This window comes from Cellulosimicrobium cellulans, from assembly GCF_007679345.1.
Lineage (GTDB): Bacteria > Actinomycetota > Actinomycetes > Actinomycetales > Cellulomonadaceae > Cellulomonas > Cellulomonas cellulans_A.
The window spans coordinates 1-17711 of record NZ_VEGH01000007.1; the positions used below are offsets into that span (position 1 = coordinate 1).

Below are 17711 nucleotides of genomic sequence, written 5' to 3' on the forward strand. Positions count from 1 at the left end.
TCGGCGACGGCGTCGAGCATCGCGGCGTGCTGGTGGGCCTCCATCCGCGCCCGCGCCGCCACGACCTCCACGAGGATGGCGGGGGACAGCACCGTCAGGTCCAGGCCCCGCAACCACGCGTCGAGCACGGGTCCGGGCGGGCAGGCGGCGATGGCCTCGACCTGCCGCTGCTCACCGGTCCGGGGTGCCCCGCCGAACGCTACGACGGGGTCGGGGCCGTAGTCGGTCAGGCAGACCCCGTCGGCGGCGTAGACCGGCAGCACCGGATCGGCGAGCGTGTCGCCGTCCGGGTGTTCCTGCAGGTCAACCATGGTAGAACGCTACCGGCGACCACTGACACGACCCCGGCCCGAGAGGCCGCCGCCCGGCCGCCGGCGCTGACGCCGCGCGCCCCGGGGCCTACAGTGGCGCATGGGCCGGCTTCGGTCTGCTGCGACGATGCAGGACGTCGAGCTGGTCGACGTCACTGACCGCCCCCGCGCGCCCGGACGCCCTCGGACCTGGCTGCCGCGGCCCGCGCACCGGCGTCGCTGGGTCGCCCTGGTGGTCGTGCTCGGGCTGGTGGTCGCCGGTGCCCTGGTCGGCCGCGCGGCGGCGCCCGACGCCCCCGTGGTCGTGGCGCCCGGGATGCTCGCCCCGCTGGACGGGCCGCCGTGGGCGCGCTGGCGCGTCCCGGTCGCCCGGTCCGCGGACGTGCTGGCCGCATCCGGCGCGCTGGTCGTGTCGGGGGTGCGCGACCGCCGCTTCGCGGTGGCGGCCTACGACGAGGAGTCCGGCGAGCGGCTCTGGACCCGCGACCTCGGCCCGGTGGCCGGCACCCGTCCGCTGACGGGCTGCCCGCACGCCTCGGCGGACGTGGGTCCGGTGGTCCTCTGCGTGGTCGAGCCCCCGGTCGTCGCCGGCGGGGGGCACGGGACGGTGCCGTTCCCGGCGCCCGACGAGCGCTGGGCGCAGGTGTCGGCGCTCGACGCCACCACCGGGGACGTCCTGGGCCGGTGGACGGTGTCGGGCCGGCTCGCGGCGGTGGAGCGGATCGGGGACGACCTCGTGGTGCTGCGGGTCGGCGCGGACGGGCACGCACGGGTCGGCCGGTACGCGGGCGCCGACGGCCACCGCGTCTGGTGGTACCGCGGCAGCAGCCCGCTGCGGCTGCGCGAGGGGATCGTCAGCGGGTCCGAGCTGCGGGTCAACGACGCGTTCGTGCTGCTGCAGGGGTGGTCCGCGACGGTGCTGGACGCCGCCGACGGCGAGGAGCTCATCGCGTCGCCGCGCGGCTCGTTCGTCGTCGGGTCGCTGTCCCGGGACGTGTTCGGGACCTGGTCGAGCGGGGACGGGGGCGTGGTGCGCGACCGGACGGGGCGGCCGCTGTTCACCTCGCGCGCGCTGTTCCCGGCGGTCACCGCCACCGACGGCGACCCGTCGGACGTGCTGGTGATGGACGAGGGCGGGACGCTGAGCGCCCGGTCGATCCCGGGCGGGACGGAGCTGTGGCGGCACGACACGTACCGCGCGGTGCGGCTGCAGGCCGGCGGGCACCTGCTGCTGCTCGGGGTCGACGGCTACCAGGTGGTGGCCGCGCGCACGGGCACCGTCGAGTGGGAGTCACCGGAGCGGGTGCTCATGTGGTGGGCCCCGCTCACCGACGGCACGCTCGTGCTCGCCGCGGGACGGTCGGGGACGGGCACGCCGACGATGGAGGCGCGCCGGCTGGCCGACGGCGGGCTCGAGTGGGTGCTGCCGATCGAGCAGGGGGTGCGCTCGGTGACCGCGGTCGGCGGGCACCTGGTGCTCCGCAGCCGGGACGAGCTGATCCTGCTGACCTAGCCGTCCGCATGCTGAGCGGTTGCGGTCCGCCGGGTGGTGCGGAGTACAGTCGAACCGTGCTCACGCTTCGCAGCCTCCTCCTTCGCCGCCGCGACGAGGCCCTCTAGGCCGGATCCTCGTCGCGGTGTTCGGTGCGCCGGCTGACCCCAGCACCCGCGAAGCGAAGGACCCCCGATGAGCTACCACACCCGCACCGCCCAGCAGCCGTCCGGCATGCCGGTGCACAAGTACCGACCGTTCGCCGACCAGATCCGGGTCGAGCTGCCGGACCGCACCTGGCCGACGAAGCAGATCACGAAGGCGCCGCGCTGGTGCGCCGTCGACCTGCGCGACGGCAACCAGGCGCTGATCGAGCCGATGAACGCCGCCCGCAAGCTGGCGATGTTCGAGCTGCTGGTGCAGATGGGCTACAAGGAGATCGAGGTCGGCTTCCCGTCCGCCTCGCAGACCGACTTCGACTTCGTGCGGATGCTGATCGAGGAGGGTCGCATCCCCGACGACGTCGTCATCCAGGTGCTGACCCAGTCGCGCGAGCACCTGATCGAGCGGACCTACGAGGCGATCGCCGGCGCCAAGCAGGCGATCGTCCACCTGTACAACTCGACCTCGGTGCTGCAGCGCGAGGTCGTCTTCCGGTCCGACGAGGACGGCATCGTCGACATCGCCGTCTCGGGCGCCCGCCTGTGCAAGAAGTACGAGGAGAGCATCCCGGAGACCGAGGTGTTCTACGAGTACAGCCCGGAGTCGTACACCGGCACCGAGCTCGAGTTCGCGGTCCGGATCTGCAACGCCGTGCTGGACGTGTTCGAGCCGACGGCCGAGAAGCCCGTGATCATCAACCTGCCGGCGACGGTCGAGATGGCCACCCCCAACGTCTACGCCGACTCCATCGAGTGGATGGGCCGCCACCTGCGGTACCGCGAGAACGTGGTGCTGTCGCTGCACCCGCACAACGACCGCGGCACCGCCGTCGCGGCCGCCGAGCTGGGCTACCTGGCCGGCGCCGACCGCATCGAGGGCTGCCTGTTCGGCAACGGCGAGCGCACCGGCAACGTCTGCCTGGTGACCCTGGGCATGAACCTGTTCAGCCAGGGCGTCGACCCCGAGATCGACTTCTCCGTCGGGGGCGGCATCGACCACATCCGCCGGGTCGTCGAGTTCTGCAACCAGATGGCCGTCCCCGAGCGGCACCCGTACGGCGGCGACCTGGTGTTCACCGCCTTCTCCGGCTCGCACCAGGACGCCATCAAGAAGGGCCTGGACGCGATGGAGGCCCGGGCGGCGGCCGAGGGCAAGGACGTCGACGACCTCGTCTGGGCGGTCCCGTACCTGCCGATCGACCCCAAGGACGTCGGCCGGTCGTACGAGGCGATCATCCGGGTCAACTCGCAGTCCGGGAAGGGCGGCATCAGCTACCTGATGAAGTCCGAGCGCGACCTGGACCTGCCGCGCCGCCTGCAGATCGAGTTCTCGCAGGTCGTGCAGCGGTACACCGACGCCCACGGCTCGGAGGTCACGGCCGACGTGCTGTGGCGGATCTTCACCGACGAGTACCTGCCCGTCGACGCCGCGTCCGACCTGGACGCCTGGGGCCGGTTCGCGCTCCGCGGCACCCGGACCACCAGCGCCGAGGAGGGCCCGGACACGCTCGCGGTCGACCTGGTGGACGGCGGCGTCGACCGCACCGTCGAGGCCTCCGGCAACGGCCCGATCGCGGCGTTCGTCGCCGCGCTCGACCAGGTCGGCGCCCGGGTGCAGGTGCTCGACTACGCCGAGCACGCGCTGTCCGCCGGCGGTGACGCCGCGGCCGCCGCGTACGTCGAGTGCGCCGTGGGCGACCGGACGCTGTGGGGCGTCGGGATCGACTCCTCCATCACGACCGCCTCGCTCAAGGCCATCATCTCGGCCGTCAACCGCGCCGAGCGCGAGGCGGCCGCCTCCCGCTGACCCGCGCGGGCCCCTGGACGGGGCCGGCGCCACCCCCGACCGGCCCCAGCGCCCGGTCCCGCCCGCCGCGCCCACCCGCGCGCGGCAGCGGGGCCGGGCGTCGCCGCGTCCGGGTGGAGGTTCCGCGGGGGCGCGGCACGCGGTCGGCGAACAGGTGCGCGGTCCGGGGCGGTCGCGGGGGACAATACGAGCGTGAGCCTCTACCGCGACGAGGCGATCGTGCTGCGCACCCACAAGCTGGGGGAGGCGGACCGGATCGTCACCCTGCTGACCCGCAGCCACGGCAAGGTGCGCGCGGTCGGCAAGGGCGTCCGTCGCACGACCTCGCGGTTCGGCTCCCGGCTCGAGCCGTTCATGCACATCGACGTGCAGCTGAACACCGGCCGGAACCTCGACGTGGTCACCCAGGTCGAGACGCTCGGCGCCTACGGCCGGCCGGTGTGCGAGGACTACGCCCTGTACACCGCGGGCACCGTGATGCTGGAGACCGCCGAGCGGCTGGTCGAGGCCGAGCGCGAGCCCGCGCTGCAGCAGTACTGGCTGCTGGTCGGCGCGGTGCGCTCGCTCGCGGCCCGGGAGCACGCGCCGGGCCTGGTGCTGGACTCCTACCTGCTGCGCGCGCTCGCGATCGCGGGCTGGGCCCCGTCGTTCACCGACTGCGCCCGCTGCGGCCGGCCGGGGCCGCACCACTCGTTCGCGGTCGCCCAGGGCGGCGCCGTCTGCACGTCCTGCCGCCCGCCGGGCGCGACCGCCCCGGCCCGGGAGACGTTCGAGCTGCTGACGGCCCTGCTCGTCGGCGACTGGCCCGTGGCCGAGGCGTCCGCGGAGCGGCACCGCAAGGAGGGCAACGGCCTGGTGTCCGCGTACTCCCAGTTCCACCTGGAGCGCACGCTGCGCTCGCTGCCGATGGTCGAGAGGATCTGATGCCGGTTCCGCCGCCCCCGCACCCGAGCGGGGCCCGCCCGCCCGTGCTGCCGAAGGAGCTCGTCCCGCAGCACGTCGCGATCGTCATGGACGGCAACGGCCGGTGGGCGAACGCCCGCGGGCTGCCGCGCACCGCCGGGCACGCGGCGGGGGAGGCGTCGCTGCTCGACGTCGTCGCCGGAGCGATCGAGATCGGTGTGAAGCACGTCTCCGCGTACGCGTTCTCGACGGAGAACTGGTCCCGGTCGCCCGAGGAGGTGCGGTTCCTCATGGGCTTCAACCGGGACGTGCTGCGCCGCCGCCGGGACGTGATGAACGACTGGGGCGTCCGGGTGCGCTGGGCCGGACGGCGCCCGCGGCTGTGGCGGTCGGTCATCTCCGAGCTGGAGGAGGCCGAGCGCCTCACCGCCGGCAACACCACCTGCACGCTGACGATGTGCGTGAACTACGGCGGCCGCGCGGAGATCGCCGACGCCGCGAAGGCGATCGCGCAGGACGTGGCGGCGGGCCGGCTGAAGGCGGACAAGGTCTCCGAGAAGACGATCCAGCGCTACCTGGACGAGCCGGACCTGCCGGACGTCGACCTGTTCCTCCGCTCGTCCGGGGAGCAGCGCACGTCGAACTTCATGATCTGGCAGGCCGCGTACGCCGAGCTGGTGTTCCTCGACGAGCCCTGGCCCGACGTCGACCGCCGGCACCTGTGGCGCGCCGTCGAGACGTACGCCCGCCGCGACCGCCGGTACGGCGGCGCGGTGGACAAGCCCGCGACCGCCTGACCCGGGCGGTCGCTGCGTAGGTGGGCACGGCGTCTTCACCACGGCTCCCGGTCATCCCCACGGGTCCACCTACGTCGGCCACCCGGCCGGGCACGGGGTGCCGCCACGCTACCTAGCGTCGCGCGCATGACTCGTCCCACCCGGCCCTCCCGGGTCCACGTGACCCCGACGCAGGTGCTCGCGCTCCTGCTGGCGTTCGTGCTCGCGTCGGTCACCGGAGGGCTGCTGCTCGCCGGCACGCTCATGCCGGTCGCCGCGGTCGCGCGCACCGCCACCGACCTCGGCGACGAGGCGCTCCGGGACCTGCCCTCGCACCTGGAACGCCGCCCGCTGTCCCAGCGGTCCGTGATGACCGCCGCGGACGGCACCCCGTTCGCGGAGTTCTTCGCCGAGGACCGGGTGGTCGTGCCGCTCGACCAGGTGTCGGTGCACCTGCAGCACGCGGTGGTGGCGACCGAGGACCGGCGGTTCTTCGACCACGGCGGCGTCGACCCCACCGGCATGGCCCGCGCCCTCGTGCAGAACCAGCTCACCGGGTCCCAGCAGGGCGCGTCGACGCTGACGCAGCAGTACGTGAAGAACGTGCTCATCGAGCGGTCGGCCCGCGACGGCGACCACGCGGGCGTCGCGGCCGCGCAGGAGTCCGACGGCGCGGAGGGCTACGCCCGCAAGCTCCGGGAGGCGCGGCTCGCGGTCGCGTTGGAGCAGGAGCTCACCAAGGAGGAGATCCTGGCGAGCTACCTCAACATCGCACCGTTCGGCGTGGCGGTGTACGGCGCGGAGTCGGCCGCCCGGCGGTACTTCAGCAAGCCGGCGGCGGAGCTCGACCTGGTGGAGGCCGCGACGATCGCGGGGATCACCAGGAGCCCGAGCGCTCTCGACCCGACCCGGTCGCCGGCCGCCGCCGAGCAGCGCCGCAACACCGTGCTGATGCTGATGCGGGACCAGGACTACATCACGCCCGAGGAGCACGACGCCGCGGTCGCGACCCCGGTCGCGGACACCCTGCGGGTCAGCGAGGCGCGCAGCGGCTGCATGGCGGCGGACGCCGCGATCCCGGGCGCCGGGTTCTTCTGCGACTACGTCACCCAGGTGATCCGGCACGACCCCGCGTTCGGTGAGACGCCCGAGGAGCGGGCCGACCTGCTGTACCGGGGCGGCCTGGTCATCACCACGACGCTCGACCCGCGGCTGCAGGCGCTCGCGGACGAGCAGGTGAAGGCGCGGGTGCCGGTGGACGACCGCTCGGGCGTCGGCTCCGCCATGGTGGTCGTCGAGCCCGGGACCGGCCGCGTCGTGGCGATGGCGCAGAACCGCACCTTCGACAACACCGCCCAGGCGGGCGGGTCCGCCGTGTCGGTGAACTACAGCACCTCGTTCTCCTACGGCGGGTCCGGCGGCTTCGCACCCGGCTCGACCCTCAAGCCGTTCACGCTGCTGGAGTGGCTCGAGCGGGGGAACCACCTCGGGGCGAGCGTGGACGGCACGGCCCGCACGCTCAACACGAACCAGTTCACCGCCTGCGGGTCCCGGCTGCCGAGCCAGACGTGGCCGGTGCGCAACGCCGAGGGCGGCGCGGGCCGGATGTCGGTGCTCCAGGCGACGCAGCGCTCGGTGAACCTCGCGTACCTGTCGATGGCGATGCAGCTCGACCTCTGCGACATCATGCAGGGCGCCGCCGACCTGGGCGTCACGCAGTCCTCGCCCGGGCGCGAGGGCGAGCCGTTCGGCGCGTACGCGGCGAACGTCCTCGGCTCCGAGTCGACGTCCCCGCTGGCCCTCGCGGGGGCGTACGCGGCCTTCGCGGCGGACGGCGTGTTCTGCACCCCGGTGGCGGTCAGCGCGGTGCGCGACGCGGAGGGCGCCGCGCTGCCGGTGCCGGACGCCGGGTGCTCCCAGGCGATCGACCCGGACGTCGCCGCCGCGATGAACCACGCCCTGGGGCACGTGTGGCAGGGCACCGGGCGGTCGCTCGGGACGCCGGGGTACGCCGCGGCCGGCAAGACCGGCACCACCAGCCGCAACGAGCAGACCTGGTTCGTCGGCTACACGCCCCGGCTCGCCGCCGCCACCTGGGTGGGCTACCCGGACGCGTTCCGGCCGATGCAGAACGTGGTGATCGACGGCCGACGGCACCAGCACGTCTTCGGCGCGACCATCGCGGGGGTGGCGTGGCGGGACTTCATGGACGCCGCTCTCGCGGACGGGCAGCCGAACCCCGCGTTCACCCCGGTGACCGACCAGACCCGGCTGGGCCGCTCGTCGTCGGTGCCGTCCGTGGTGGGCCTGGACCGGGACGCGGCGGTGGCGGCGCTGCGGCAGGCCGGGTTCGAGGCGGTGATCGGCGGCAGCACGGCGTCGGACCTGCCGGCCGGGACCATCGCGAGCCAGAGCCGGATCGGCAGCGCCGAGCCGGGGTCGCGGATCACGCTGTACCCGTCGCGCGGCCCGGCGGGCGGGGGTTCGTCCGGCGGCGGCAGCGCGAGCGGGGCGGGGCGCGACGGCGCCGGTGCCGGACAGGCGCCGTCCGAGGGTGACGCGGCGCCGGAGGCGGAACCCGGGGACGACGCGGCCTGAGGGCGGGCGTCGCCGCCCCTCAGCCGGCGAGGGGGTAGCCGACGCGCCGAGCGAGTACCCGCCGACCACTCGCTCGACGTGTCGAGTACCCCCTGGGCGGATCGGCGACCCCGCGGCGCCCCGGCGGCGGGCCCGCCGGCGTCAGACGAGCTGGTCGGCGCGGGCGGCCCGGCCGGCGGCATCCCGCCGACCGGCCGCGCGGCGGGCGCGGGCACGCCGGTGCGCGACCAGCCACGCCGCCAGCCCCGCGAGCACCAGCAGCACCGCCGCGAGGCCCCACGGGGACGCGGTCGCGAGCCGGACCGCCGCCCAGACCGCGCCCAGGCCGACGGTGCCCCACACGAAGGCCCACGCCACGCTGCCCGGCACCGACGCGACGAGGAACCGGGAGTAGGGCATCCGGACCAGGCCGGACCCGACGAACACGGCCGTCTGCACCCCGACGGTGAGGTACGCGAGCGTCACCGCGAACGGGCCGAACCGGTGCACCAGGTCCAGCCCGCGGCGGGCCGTGGGGGTGCGCATGAGACGCAGGACCCGCGCGCGGGCGGCTGCGCCGCGAGCGGCGGGGCGGTCGGTCCCGTCGCCGGGCGCTCCCGCGGCGGCCGGGACCTCGTCCTCGGCGCCGGGCGCCCGGTCAGCGAGCCGCGCCGCGCCCGAGGTCACCCCGCGGCCGACCCAGTAGAACAGGTGCGAGCGCGCCATCACGACGACGAACAGCCCGGCGATCACGGCCCAGAACGGCCACCCGCCCATCCCGTACGTCGCCGCCGTCTCGCTCACCCGCCCGAGTCTACGAGCGAGCGGACCGGCGGTGCCGCCCCGCGACCACCGCCGGGAGGCCCTGGGACCGAGGTCCCGGTCTCGGCTCGCGGCGGACGTGCTAGCGTCTTCGCCGAACCTGAGTTCACCCAGGGTTGTTACCCGCCGTCGTCGCGGGGCAAGACCTGAGTCGCAGCGATGCGCCTCAGGTCTTTTTTTGTGCCCCGACGCCGACGGCCTCGACGAGGAGTACGAACATGACGTCCGCGACGACGCGCGACAGTGCCGAGGAGATCATCCGGGCCGTCGGAGGCCCGGAGAACGTCCTCAGCCTGACCCACTGCGCCACCCGGCTGCGCTTCGAGCTGCGCGACGCCTCGGTGGTCGACCAGCAGGCCGTGGAGGCGGTGCCCGGCGTGATGGGCGCCGTGCCGCAGTCCGGCGAGCGCTACCAGGTGGTCGTCGGCGGGGCCGTGCAGACGGTGTTCACGCAGATCATGCACCTGCCGCAGATGTCCGGGGTGGGCGCTGGCCGGCAGTCCGACGCCGACGTGAAGGCCGCCGCCCGCTCCAAGGCGCGCGGCAAGGTCGCCTGGCTGGACGCGGTCTTCGAGTACCTGTCCGACTCGTTCCGGCCGCTGCTCGGCGTGCTGCTCGGCGCCTCGCTGATCATCGCGTTCGCCGCGGTGCTGGACGCCCTCGGCGTGGTGGACTTCCGCGCCGCGGACAAGCCCGCGACCTGGGTGTTCGTCGACGCGATGTGGCGCGCGGTGTTCTACTTCCTGCCGATCATGGTGGCGTACAACGCGGCCAAGAAGCTGCAGGTCGACCCCTGGCTCGGCGCCACGATCATGGCCGCCGTGATGACGCCGGACTTCCTGAAGCTCACCGACGCGGCCACGACGGTGTGCACCACCAACGCCACGCTCGGCACCACGGCGTGCGTCGCCGACGTGTTCGGCCTGCCGATGCAGCTGAACGACTACGGCGGCCAGGTGTTCGTGCCGCTCATCATGGTCGCGGTGCTCGCCCCGGTGTACCGCGGGCTGAAGCGGGTGTTCCCGGAGAACATCCAGATGGTGTTCGTGCCGTTCCTGTCGATGGTCGCGATGATCCCGGTCACCGCGTTCCTGCTCGGCCCGCTCGGCATCTGGCTCGGCTCCGGCCTCGGCGACGGCCTGGCGTGGCTCAACGGCAACGCCCCGATCGTGTTCGCCATCGTGATCCCGCTGATCTACCCGTTCCTGGTCCCGCTGGGCCTGCACTGGCCGCTCAACGCCCTGATGCTGGTCAACCTCAACACCCTCGGCTACGACTTCATCCAGGGCCCCATGGGCGCGTGGAACTTCGCCTGCTTCGGCGCCACCGCCGGCGTCCTCGTCCTCGCGGTCCGCGACCGGGACGTGCAGATGCGGCAGACCGCGACCGGCGCGCTCGCAGCCGGCCTGCTCGGCGGCATCTCGGAGCCCTCGCTGTACGGCATCCACCTGCGGTTCAAGCGGATCTACCCGCGCATGCTCGTCGGCTGCCTCACCGGCGGCATCATCATCGGCGTGCTCGGCGGCGTCGACACCAACGCCTTCGCGTTCACCTCGCTGCTGACCATCCCGGTGTTCAGCCCGATCCCGGTGTACCTGATCGCGATCGCCGCGGCGTTCGCGGTGTCGATGGTGCTGGTGATCGTGTCCGACTACCGCACCCCGGAGCAGCGCGCCGAGGCCCTGGCCGCCAAGGCCCAGGCGGAGGCCGACCTGGCGCTGGAGACGGCGTCGGCGGCCGCCGCCCCGGTCCCGGCGGCCGCGGCGCCGGCGGGGCCCACCGCCGCCGTCCTGGCCCCCGTGGCCGGCGAGATCGTCCCGCTCGCCGAGGTCGACGACCCGGTGTTCGCCTCCAAGGCGCTCGGCGAGGGCGTCGGCGTCGTCCCGTCGGACGGCGTGGTGGTGGCCCCGGTCGCGGGCGAGCTGCTGACGGTCGCCGACACGGGCCACGCCTTCGGCCTGAAGACCGCCGACGGGGTCGAGGTGCTCGTCCACGTCGGGATCGACACCGTCAGGCTCGCCGGCACCGGCTTCCAGGTGGCCGTCCGCAAGGGCGAGCACGTGGCCGCGGGGGACCGGCTCGTCACGGTCGACCTCGGCGTCGTCCGCGAGGCCGGGTACGACACCACGACGCTCGTCACGGTGGTCAACGCCCGCGCGCTCACGCGCGTCGAGCCCCGCCCGGCCGGTAGCGTCGCCCGGGGCGGCGTCGTCATCGACGTCGAGCCCTGACCGCCCTCGCGGGGGCCGCGCCGGACGGTGCGGCCCCCGCGCGCGGCGCCCCCGGGCGTCGCACCCCCGACCCCGGCGAGGAGCGACGTGGACATCCTCCGCGTGTTCAACAACAACCTGGTGCTCGCGCGCGACGAGGACGGCTCCGAGGTGATCCTCACCGGCCGCGGGCTGGGCTTCCAGGCGAAGCCGGGCGACCGTGCGGACCCCGGGCGGGTCGTGCGCGTCTTCCGCCCCGACGACGGCCGGGACCCGGACCACCTCGCGGGTCTGCTCGCGGGCATCCCGCCGGAGCACGTCCAGCTGGTCGGCGACGCACTCACCGAGGTCGGCCTGCAGGCCGTCGCGGCCCGGCCGGCGCTCGTCGTCGCGATGGCGGACCACGTCAGCTTCGCGCTGGCGCGGGCCGAGGCGGGACAGACGGTCGAGTACCCGCTGCTCGCCGAGGTGACCAACCTGTACGCGGGGGAGCACGCCCAGGCCACCCGCCTCCTCGCCGCCATCAACGCCCGCGTGGCGACCCCGCTGCCGGCCACCGAGGCCGTCGGCCTGGCGCTGCACCTGGTCAACGCCGGGTTCGCGACCGGCGACCTCGCGTTCAGCTACACCATGACCGGCCTGATCCAGCAGTTCCTCGACGTCGTGGCCGGCGCGCACGGCGTCGTGCTCGAGGCCGGCTCGGTGAGCGTCGGCCGGTTCGTGACGCACCTGCGCTACCTGTTCGTCCGGGTGCACCAGCGCCGCCAGCTCGACGACGCCCGGCACTCCGCGGTCGGCGACGCGATCCGGCAGACCTACCCGGAGGCCGTGGACACGGCCGACCGGCTCGCGCGGCTGGTCGAGGTCCGGCTGCAGGCGTCGCTGACGCCGGACGAGGTGGCGTACCTGGCGCTGCACGTCGCGCGCGTGGTCCAGGACGCGCAGCAGCCGGCCTGAGGCCGGCCCGACCGGTGAGCCGGCTCACGTCAGCGACCCGCCCGACACGCACCGGCGAGTCCGGCAGGACGCGCCACCCGGCGGGTCACGGCGCCGGGGACTCAGCGGACCGCGGGGAGCTCCACGTCGTCCGGCAGCTCCGGGTGCGGGTCGTGCGGCGCGTCGTCGGTCCGCCGCCGGGCCAGCAGCGGCCGGGTGACCGCCGCCAGCGCGTACAGCCCGATCGCCAGCAGCACGATGGTCGCCCCCGGCGGGATGTCCTCCCAGTAGGTGATCGACAGCCCGACCACGCTGACGGCTACGCCGATGCCCGACGCCAGGGCCATCACCCGGGAGAACGAGCCGACCACCAGCTGCGCGACCGCCACCGGGACGATCATCAGCGCGCTGACCAGCAGCAGGCCGACGACCCGCATGGCGATCGTGACGGTGAGCGCCGACATGGCGGCGACGACCATGTTCAGCGCGGTGACCGGCAGGCCGGAGCCGCGGGCGAACTCCTCGTCGTGGCTCACCGCGAACAGCACGTGCCGCAGGCCGAGCCCGACCAGGAGCACGCCGACGGCGAGGCCGGCGGTCCACCACAGGTCGCCGGTCGACACGGTCGAGATCGAGCCGAACAGGTAGGACACCAGGTTGGCGTTCGTGCCGCCGGCCAGCTTGATCAGCAGCACGCCGCCGGCGATGCCGCCGTAGAACATGAGCGCGAGCGCCAGGTCGCCGGAGGTGCGGCCGCGCGCGCGCACCCACTCGATCGCGACCGACCCGATCAGCGCCGCGACCACCGCGCCCGGGATGGCGAGCGTGTCCTGGGGGACCAGACCCGCCCAGGTGCCGACGAGCCAGCCGAGCGCGACGCCGGTGAGCGCGACGTGGCCGAGCCCGTCGCCCATCAGCGCGAGCCGCCGCTGGACGAGGAACGTGCCGACCACCGGCGCGGCGGCGCCGACCAGCACGGCGGCGATCAGCGCCCGCTGCATCAGCGGGGACGACAGCATCGCCCCGAGCGTCTCGAACCACGTCACGGCAGGACCTCCATGGACAGCCCGGTGCCCGGGTCCGGCGGGGGCGGGTCGGCGTGCGGGTGGGTGTGCTCGTGCTCGGGGCCGGCGTGCTCGCCGCGCGGGGTCGGCGGCGGGCCGTCGTAGACGACCCGGCCGTGCCGCAGGGCGACCGCGCGGTCGATGAGCCCGGCGAACGAGCCGAGCTCGTGCAGGATCACCAGGACCGTGCCGCCCTGCTCATGCAGCCGGCGGACCGTGGCGACGAACGTCTCCTGCGTCGGCAGGTCGATCCCGGAGGTCGGCTCGTCGAGCACCAGGAGGTCGGGCTCGCGGACCAGCGCGCGGGCGATGAGCACCCGCTGCTGCTGGCCGCCCGACATCTGCAGCACCGAGCGGCGCGCGTGCCGGGCCATGCCCACCTGCTCCAGCGCGGCGAGCGCCCGCTTCCGGGCGTCCCGCGGCGGGCGGAGCGTGCGACCGTGCACCAGTCCGGACACGACGACCTCGACCGCGGTGGCCGGGACGCCGCCGCCGGCGGGCAGCCGCTGGGGCACGTAGCCGATCCGGTCCCACGGGACGCCGTCGCCGAGCGCGCCGCCGAGCAGCCGGACCTCGCCCGCCGTGCGCGGCGCGATGCCGAGCAGCGCGCGGACCAGCGTGGACTTGCCGGAGCCGTTGGCGCCGAGCAGGGCGACGACCTCGCCGCGCTCGACCCGCAGGTCGACCCCCTGCAGGATCTGGTGCCCGCCGAGGACGACGTCGACGCCGGTGGCGAGGACGGCCGGCTCGGGCGCGGTGGTGTCGGTCACGAGCACGAGAGTGCCGTACGGAGCGTCTCCAGGTTGGCCTGGGACACCGAGACGTAGTCCTGCGTGTCGTCCGTCAGGCCCTCCAGCGGGTCCAGCACCGCGGTGTCGACGCCCAGCTCGTCGGCCAGCGTCTCGGCGACCTTCGGGCTGGCGAGCGTCTCGAAGAAGATCGTGGACACGCCCTCGTCCTGCACGACCCTCCCGACCTCGGCCAGGCGCGCCGGCGACGGCTCGCCCTCGGGGTCGACGCCGGAGATCCCGACCTGCTCCAGGTCGTACCGCTCGGCGAGGTAGGAGAAGGCCTCGTGGGTGGTGACGATCGTGCGGCTCTCGCAGGACGCCAGGCCGGTCTCGTACTCGGCGTCCAGGTCGGCCATCCGCTGCGCGAACGCCTCGGCGTTGGCCTGGAACTCGTCCGCGTGGTCCGGGTCGATCTCGGCGAGCTGCGCGGCGACGTCGTCGGCGACCGGCGGCAGGCGGGTCGGGTCGAGCCAGAAGTGCGGATCGAGGGAGCCATGTGCGTGATCGCCGTGGCCGTCCGCTGCCTCGTCCCCGTCCTCGGCGTGCTCGGCGGCGTGCAGCTCGGTGTCCTGCGCCGCGTCCACCACGTGCGCCGGCGGGTTGGCGTCGACCGCGTCGTCCACGGCGGCCTGGAAGTCCGAGAGGTAGACCACGAGGTCGGCGCGACCGACCTCGTCCACCTGGGCGGGGGAGAGCTCGAGGTCGTGCGGCTCCGCGCCGGGGGGCGTCAGGGTGTCGACCTGCACCAGGTCGCCGCCGACCTGCTCCGCCACGTACTGCAGCGGGTAGAACGACGCCAGCACCGCGATGCCGTCGCCGTCGCCCGAGCCGCCGCCGGAGCCGCCGGAGCCCCCCGAGGAGCAGGCGGCGAGCGCGAGGACGGCGCCCGCGGACACGGCGAGGGGCAGGGTGGTGCGGCGGAAGGACATGTCCCCATCATCCGACTGTTGAGAACGAGTGTCAAAACCGCTTCTCGCGGTGCCCGTCCGGCGTGCGGCGCCGCCGGTCACGGGCCGCCCCGGCCCGGTAGCCTGTCCGACGATCCCTTCCCCCGCGCCACCCAGGCGCGCAGGACCTCGGCACCAGGAGCACTCACCGTGGCAGCACCCTCCCGTCTCGACTCCGTCGTCTCCCTCGCCAAGCGGCGCGGCTTCGTCTTCCAGAGCGGGGAGATCTACGGCGGTTCCCGCTCCGCGTGGGACTACGGGCCCCTGGGCGTCGAGCTCAAGGAGAACATCAAGAAGCAGTGGTGGCGGACCGTCGTGCAGTCGCGCGACGACGTCGTCGGCCTCGACTCCGCGGTGATCCTGCCCCGCCAGGTGTGGGTGGCCTCGGGCCACGTCGGCGTGTTCACCGACCCGCTCACCGAGTGCCTGCACTGCCACAAGCGGTTCCGCGAGGACCAGATGGTCGAGGAGTTCGAGGAGAAGAAGGGCCGCGCGCCCGAGGGCGGCCTCGCCGAGATCGCCTGCCCGAACTGCGGCACCCGCGGCCAGTGGACCGAGCCGCGCGACTTCAACATGATGCTCAAGACCTACCTCGGCCCCGTCGAGGACGAGTCGGGCCTGCACTACCTGCGGCCGGAGACCGCGCAGGGCATCTTCGTGAACTTCGCGAACGTGCTGACCACCGCGCGCAAGAAGCCGCCGTTCGGCATCGGCCAGATCGGCAAGTCGTTCCGCAACGAGATCACGCCCGGCAACTTCATCTTCCGGACCCGCGAGTTCGAGCAGATGGAGATGGAGTTCTTCGTCGAGCCCGGCACCGACGAGACCTGGCACCAGTACTGGATCGACCAGCGCACCGACTGGTACGTCGACCTGGGCATCTCGCGCGAGAACCTGCGGCACTACGAGCACCCCGCCGAGAAGCTGTCGCACTACTCCAAGCGCACCGTCGACATCGAGTACCGATTCGGCTTCTCCGGCTCGGAGTGGGGCGAGCTCGAGGGCATCGCGAACCGCACCGACTTCGACCTGTCGACGCACTCGAAGCACTCCGGCCAGGACCTGTCGTACTTCGACCAGACCAAGGACGAGCGCTGGGTGCCGTACGTCATCGAGCCGGCCGCCGGCCTGACCCGGTCGCTCATGGCGTTCCTCGTCGAGTCGTACGCCGAGGACGAGGCCCCGAACGCCAAGGGTGGCGTCGACAAGCGCACCGTGCTCAAGCTCGACCCGCGCCTCGCGCCGGTCAAGGCCGCCGTGCTGCCGCTGTCCCGCAACGAGGCCCTGTCGCCGAAGGCGCGCGACCTCGCCGCCGAGCTCCGGAAGTCGTGGAACGTCGACTTCGACGACGCGGGCGCCATCGGCCGCCGGTACCGCCGCCAGGACGAGATCGGCACCCCGTTCTGCATCACGGTCGACTTCGACACGCTCGAGGACCAGGCCGTCACCATCCGGCACCGCGACGACATGACGCAGGAGCGCGTCGCGCTCGACCAGGTGACCGGCTACCTCGCGCAGCGGCTCGTCGGGGCCTGACCCCTGGGCGGCTCGCACGGCCACGCGCACGGCGCGGGTCCCGCCGCCGACGTCACCGTCGGGCGGCGGGCCCGCGCCGTCGTCCTCGTGCTGCTCGGCGTCGCGCTGCTGGCGACCGTCGCCGGGCTCGTGGCGCTCTGGCCGCGCGAGGACGCGCCGACGCTGCAGACCACGCCGGACGGGTCGTCGTACGTCGAGGCGACCGCGACCGACGTCGACCTGCTCGCGGACGCGGAGAGCGGGCCGGCGCTGCTCGCGGAGACCGACGACGGCGCGTCGATCACCGTGCAGGTCGCCCCCGAGTACCTCGACGTCATCGAGGCGGGCGACCGGATCCGGGTGCTGACGCTCCCGCAGGCCGGCGGGGCGCCGCCGTACGTGTTCGTCGACCTGGTGCGCGGGCCGCCGATGGCGCTGCTCGCCGCGGTGATGGGCGTCCTCGTGCTGGCGGTGGCGCGGCTGCGCGGGCTCGGCGCGCTCGCGGGCCTGGTCGTGTCCGTCGGCGGGGTGCTGTGGTTCACCGTCCCCGCGCTGCTCACGGGCGGGCCGCCGCTGCCGATCGCCCTCGTCACCGCGTCGGCGCTCATGTTCGTGCTGCTCTACCTGGCGCACGGGGTGTCGATCCGGACGTCCACCGCGCTGCTCGGCACCCTCGGCGGGCTGCTGGCGACCGGCGCGCTCGCCGCCTGGGCCACCGGGGCGACGCACCTCAATGCGCTCAGCGGCGAGTACGCGCTGGACCTGCGCGCCAACGCCCCCGAGGCCGACCTGCAGGGGATCCTGCTCTGCGGCATCGTGCTCGCCGGGCTGGGCGTGCTCAACGACGTCACCATCACGCAGGTGTCGGCGGTGTGGGAGATCCGGGCGCTGTCGCCGGCCGCCTCCCGGCGGGACCTGTTCCGGGGCGGCATGCGGATCGGGCGGGACCACATCGCGTCGACCGTGTACACCGTGGCGTTCGCGTACCTCGGGGCGGCGCTGCCGCTGATCCTGCTCGTGGCGATGTCGGACCGGACGCTGCTCGACACGCTGACGAGCGGGGAGATCGCGGAGGAGGTCGTGCGGACGCTGGTCGGGTCGATCGGCCTGGTGCTGGCGATCCCGCTGACGACCGCGATCGCCGCGGCCCTGGCCCCGGCCCCGGCGCCGCCGGCGGTCGCCGCGCCCGCCGCGCCCGCCTCGCCGGCCGAGGCCGACGCTCCCCGCTCCTGAGCCGACCCGCCGAGTCTCCGGATCCGGACTGCGCACCGTGCGCGCCGCACAGGCCGCCGGCGGAGACTCGGCGTCGACCGGGCGTCGTCAGGTGACGACGTGGAGAGGGCCCTCGTCCGGTGTCGGGACCTCGAAGGCGTCGAGGTAGGCCATGGCCCGGGCCGGG

The 17711-nt window shown here is 74.3% G+C and carries 14 protein-coding genes; 9 read left to right on the plus strand and 5 right to left on the minus strand.

Annotation, left to right across the window (positions count from 1 at the left end; genetic code table 11):
• The coding region (locus tag FS882_RS10630) for a hypothetical protein (protein WP_158373050.1) at nucleotides 1-311 on the minus strand (311 nt) is incomplete at its 3' end.
• 127 nt (nucleotides 312-438) lie between these two features.
• On the opposite strand from FS882_RS10630, the gene FS882_RS10635 reads away from it, so the two are divergent.
• The 5 genes from FS882_RS10635 (at nucleotide 439) to FS882_RS10655 (ending at nucleotide 8048) form a co-directional block, all read left to right on the plus strand.
• The gene (locus FS882_RS10635) at nucleotides 439-1824 is read left to right on the plus strand and encodes a PQQ-binding-like beta-propeller repeat protein (protein WP_158373051.1); all 1386 of its coding nucleotides are present in this window, start codon (nucleotides 439-441) and stop codon (nucleotides 1822-1824) included.
• A 174-nt stretch (nucleotides 1825-1998) separates the two neighbouring features.
• Nucleotides 1999-3771 carry a 2-isopropylmalate synthase gene (gene leuA / locus FS882_RS10640; RefSeq protein ID WP_158373052.1) on the plus strand — a complete coding sequence of 591 codons (1773 nt, stop codon included), beginning with the start codon at nucleotides 1999-2001 and terminating at the stop codon, nucleotides 3769-3771.
• Nucleotides 3772-3963: 192 nt separating this feature from the next.
• Nucleotides 3964-4695, plus strand: coding sequence for a DNA repair protein RecO (gene recO, locus FS882_RS10645; RefSeq protein ID WP_158373053.1), 732 nt, complete (start codon nucleotides 3964-3966; stop codon nucleotides 4693-4695).
• A complete protein-coding gene (locus FS882_RS10650; RefSeq protein ID WP_158373054.1) occupies nucleotides 4695-5471 on the plus strand; it encodes an isoprenyl transferase in 777 nt (258 codons plus the stop codon). Before recO ends, FS882_RS10650 begins: the two co-directional genes overlap by 1 nt.
• A gap of 126 nt (nucleotides 5472-5597) precedes the next feature.
• A complete protein-coding gene (locus FS882_RS10655) occupies nucleotides 5598-8048 on the plus strand; it encodes a transglycosylase domain-containing protein (protein ID WP_158373055.1) in 2451 nt (816 codons plus the stop codon).
• A gap of 141 nt (nucleotides 8049-8189) precedes the next feature.
• Here FS882_RS10655 and FS882_RS10660 read toward each other — a convergent pair whose 3' ends face one another.
• Nucleotides 8190-8831, minus strand: a complete 642-nt coding sequence (locus tag FS882_RS10660) for a DedA family protein (RefSeq protein ID WP_187365259.1) — start codon at nucleotides 8829-8831, stop codon at nucleotides 8190-8192.
• 236 nt (nucleotides 8832-9067) lie between these two features.
• On the opposite strand from FS882_RS10660, the gene FS882_RS10665 reads away from it, so the two are divergent.
• Both FS882_RS10665 and FS882_RS10670 read left to right on the plus strand, forming a co-directional pair.
• Nucleotides 9068-11080 (plus strand): glucose PTS transporter subunit IIA, encoded by a 2013-nt coding sequence (locus tag FS882_RS10665; RefSeq protein WP_158373056.1) that lies wholly within the window; start codon nucleotides 9068-9070, stop codon nucleotides 11078-11080.
• A gap of 87 nt (nucleotides 11081-11167) precedes the next feature.
• Nucleotides 11168-12016: a PRD domain-containing protein gene (locus FS882_RS10670; RefSeq protein WP_158373057.1), complete on the plus strand. Its 849-nt coding sequence runs from the start codon at nucleotides 11168-11170 to the stop codon at nucleotides 12014-12016.
• Between the two features lie 101 nt (nucleotides 12017-12117).
• On the opposite strand, the gene FS882_RS10675 is transcribed toward FS882_RS10670, so the two are convergent.
• From FS882_RS10675 to FS882_RS10685, 3 genes are read right to left on the minus strand one after another with little or no spacing between them, the layout of a single operon-like run.
• Nucleotides 12118-13014: a metal ABC transporter permease gene (locus tag FS882_RS10675; protein ID WP_158373232.1), complete on the minus strand. Its 897-nt coding sequence runs from the start codon at nucleotides 13012-13014 to the stop codon at nucleotides 12118-12120.
• 23 nt (nucleotides 13015-13037) lie between these two features.
• Entirely contained in the window at nucleotides 13038-13829 is a 792-nt protein-coding gene (locus tag FS882_RS10680) for a metal ABC transporter ATP-binding protein (protein WP_158373058.1), read from the minus strand.
• The gene (locus FS882_RS10685) at nucleotides 13826-14779 is read right to left on the minus strand and encodes a metal ABC transporter substrate-binding protein (protein ID WP_158373059.1); all 954 of its coding nucleotides are present in this window, start codon (nucleotides 14777-14779) and stop codon (nucleotides 13826-13828) included. The genes FS882_RS10680 and FS882_RS10685 overlap by 4 nt, the downstream gene beginning before the upstream one ends.
• Nucleotides 14780-14947: 168 nt before the next feature.
• On the opposite strand from FS882_RS10685, the gene FS882_RS10690 reads away from it, so the two are divergent.
• Both FS882_RS10690 and FS882_RS10695 read left to right on the plus strand, forming a co-directional pair.
• Complete coding sequence (locus tag FS882_RS10690) at nucleotides 14948-16333, plus strand: glycine--tRNA ligase (protein WP_158373060.1); 1386 nt, start codon at nucleotides 14948-14950, stop codon at nucleotides 16331-16333.
• An 87-nt stretch (nucleotides 16334-16420) separates the two neighbouring features.
• A complete protein-coding gene (locus FS882_RS10695) occupies nucleotides 16421-17545 on the plus strand; it encodes a YibE/F family protein (RefSeq protein WP_262348215.1) in 1125 nt (374 codons plus the stop codon).
• The last annotated feature ends 166 nt before the right edge of the window (nucleotides 17546-17711 follow it).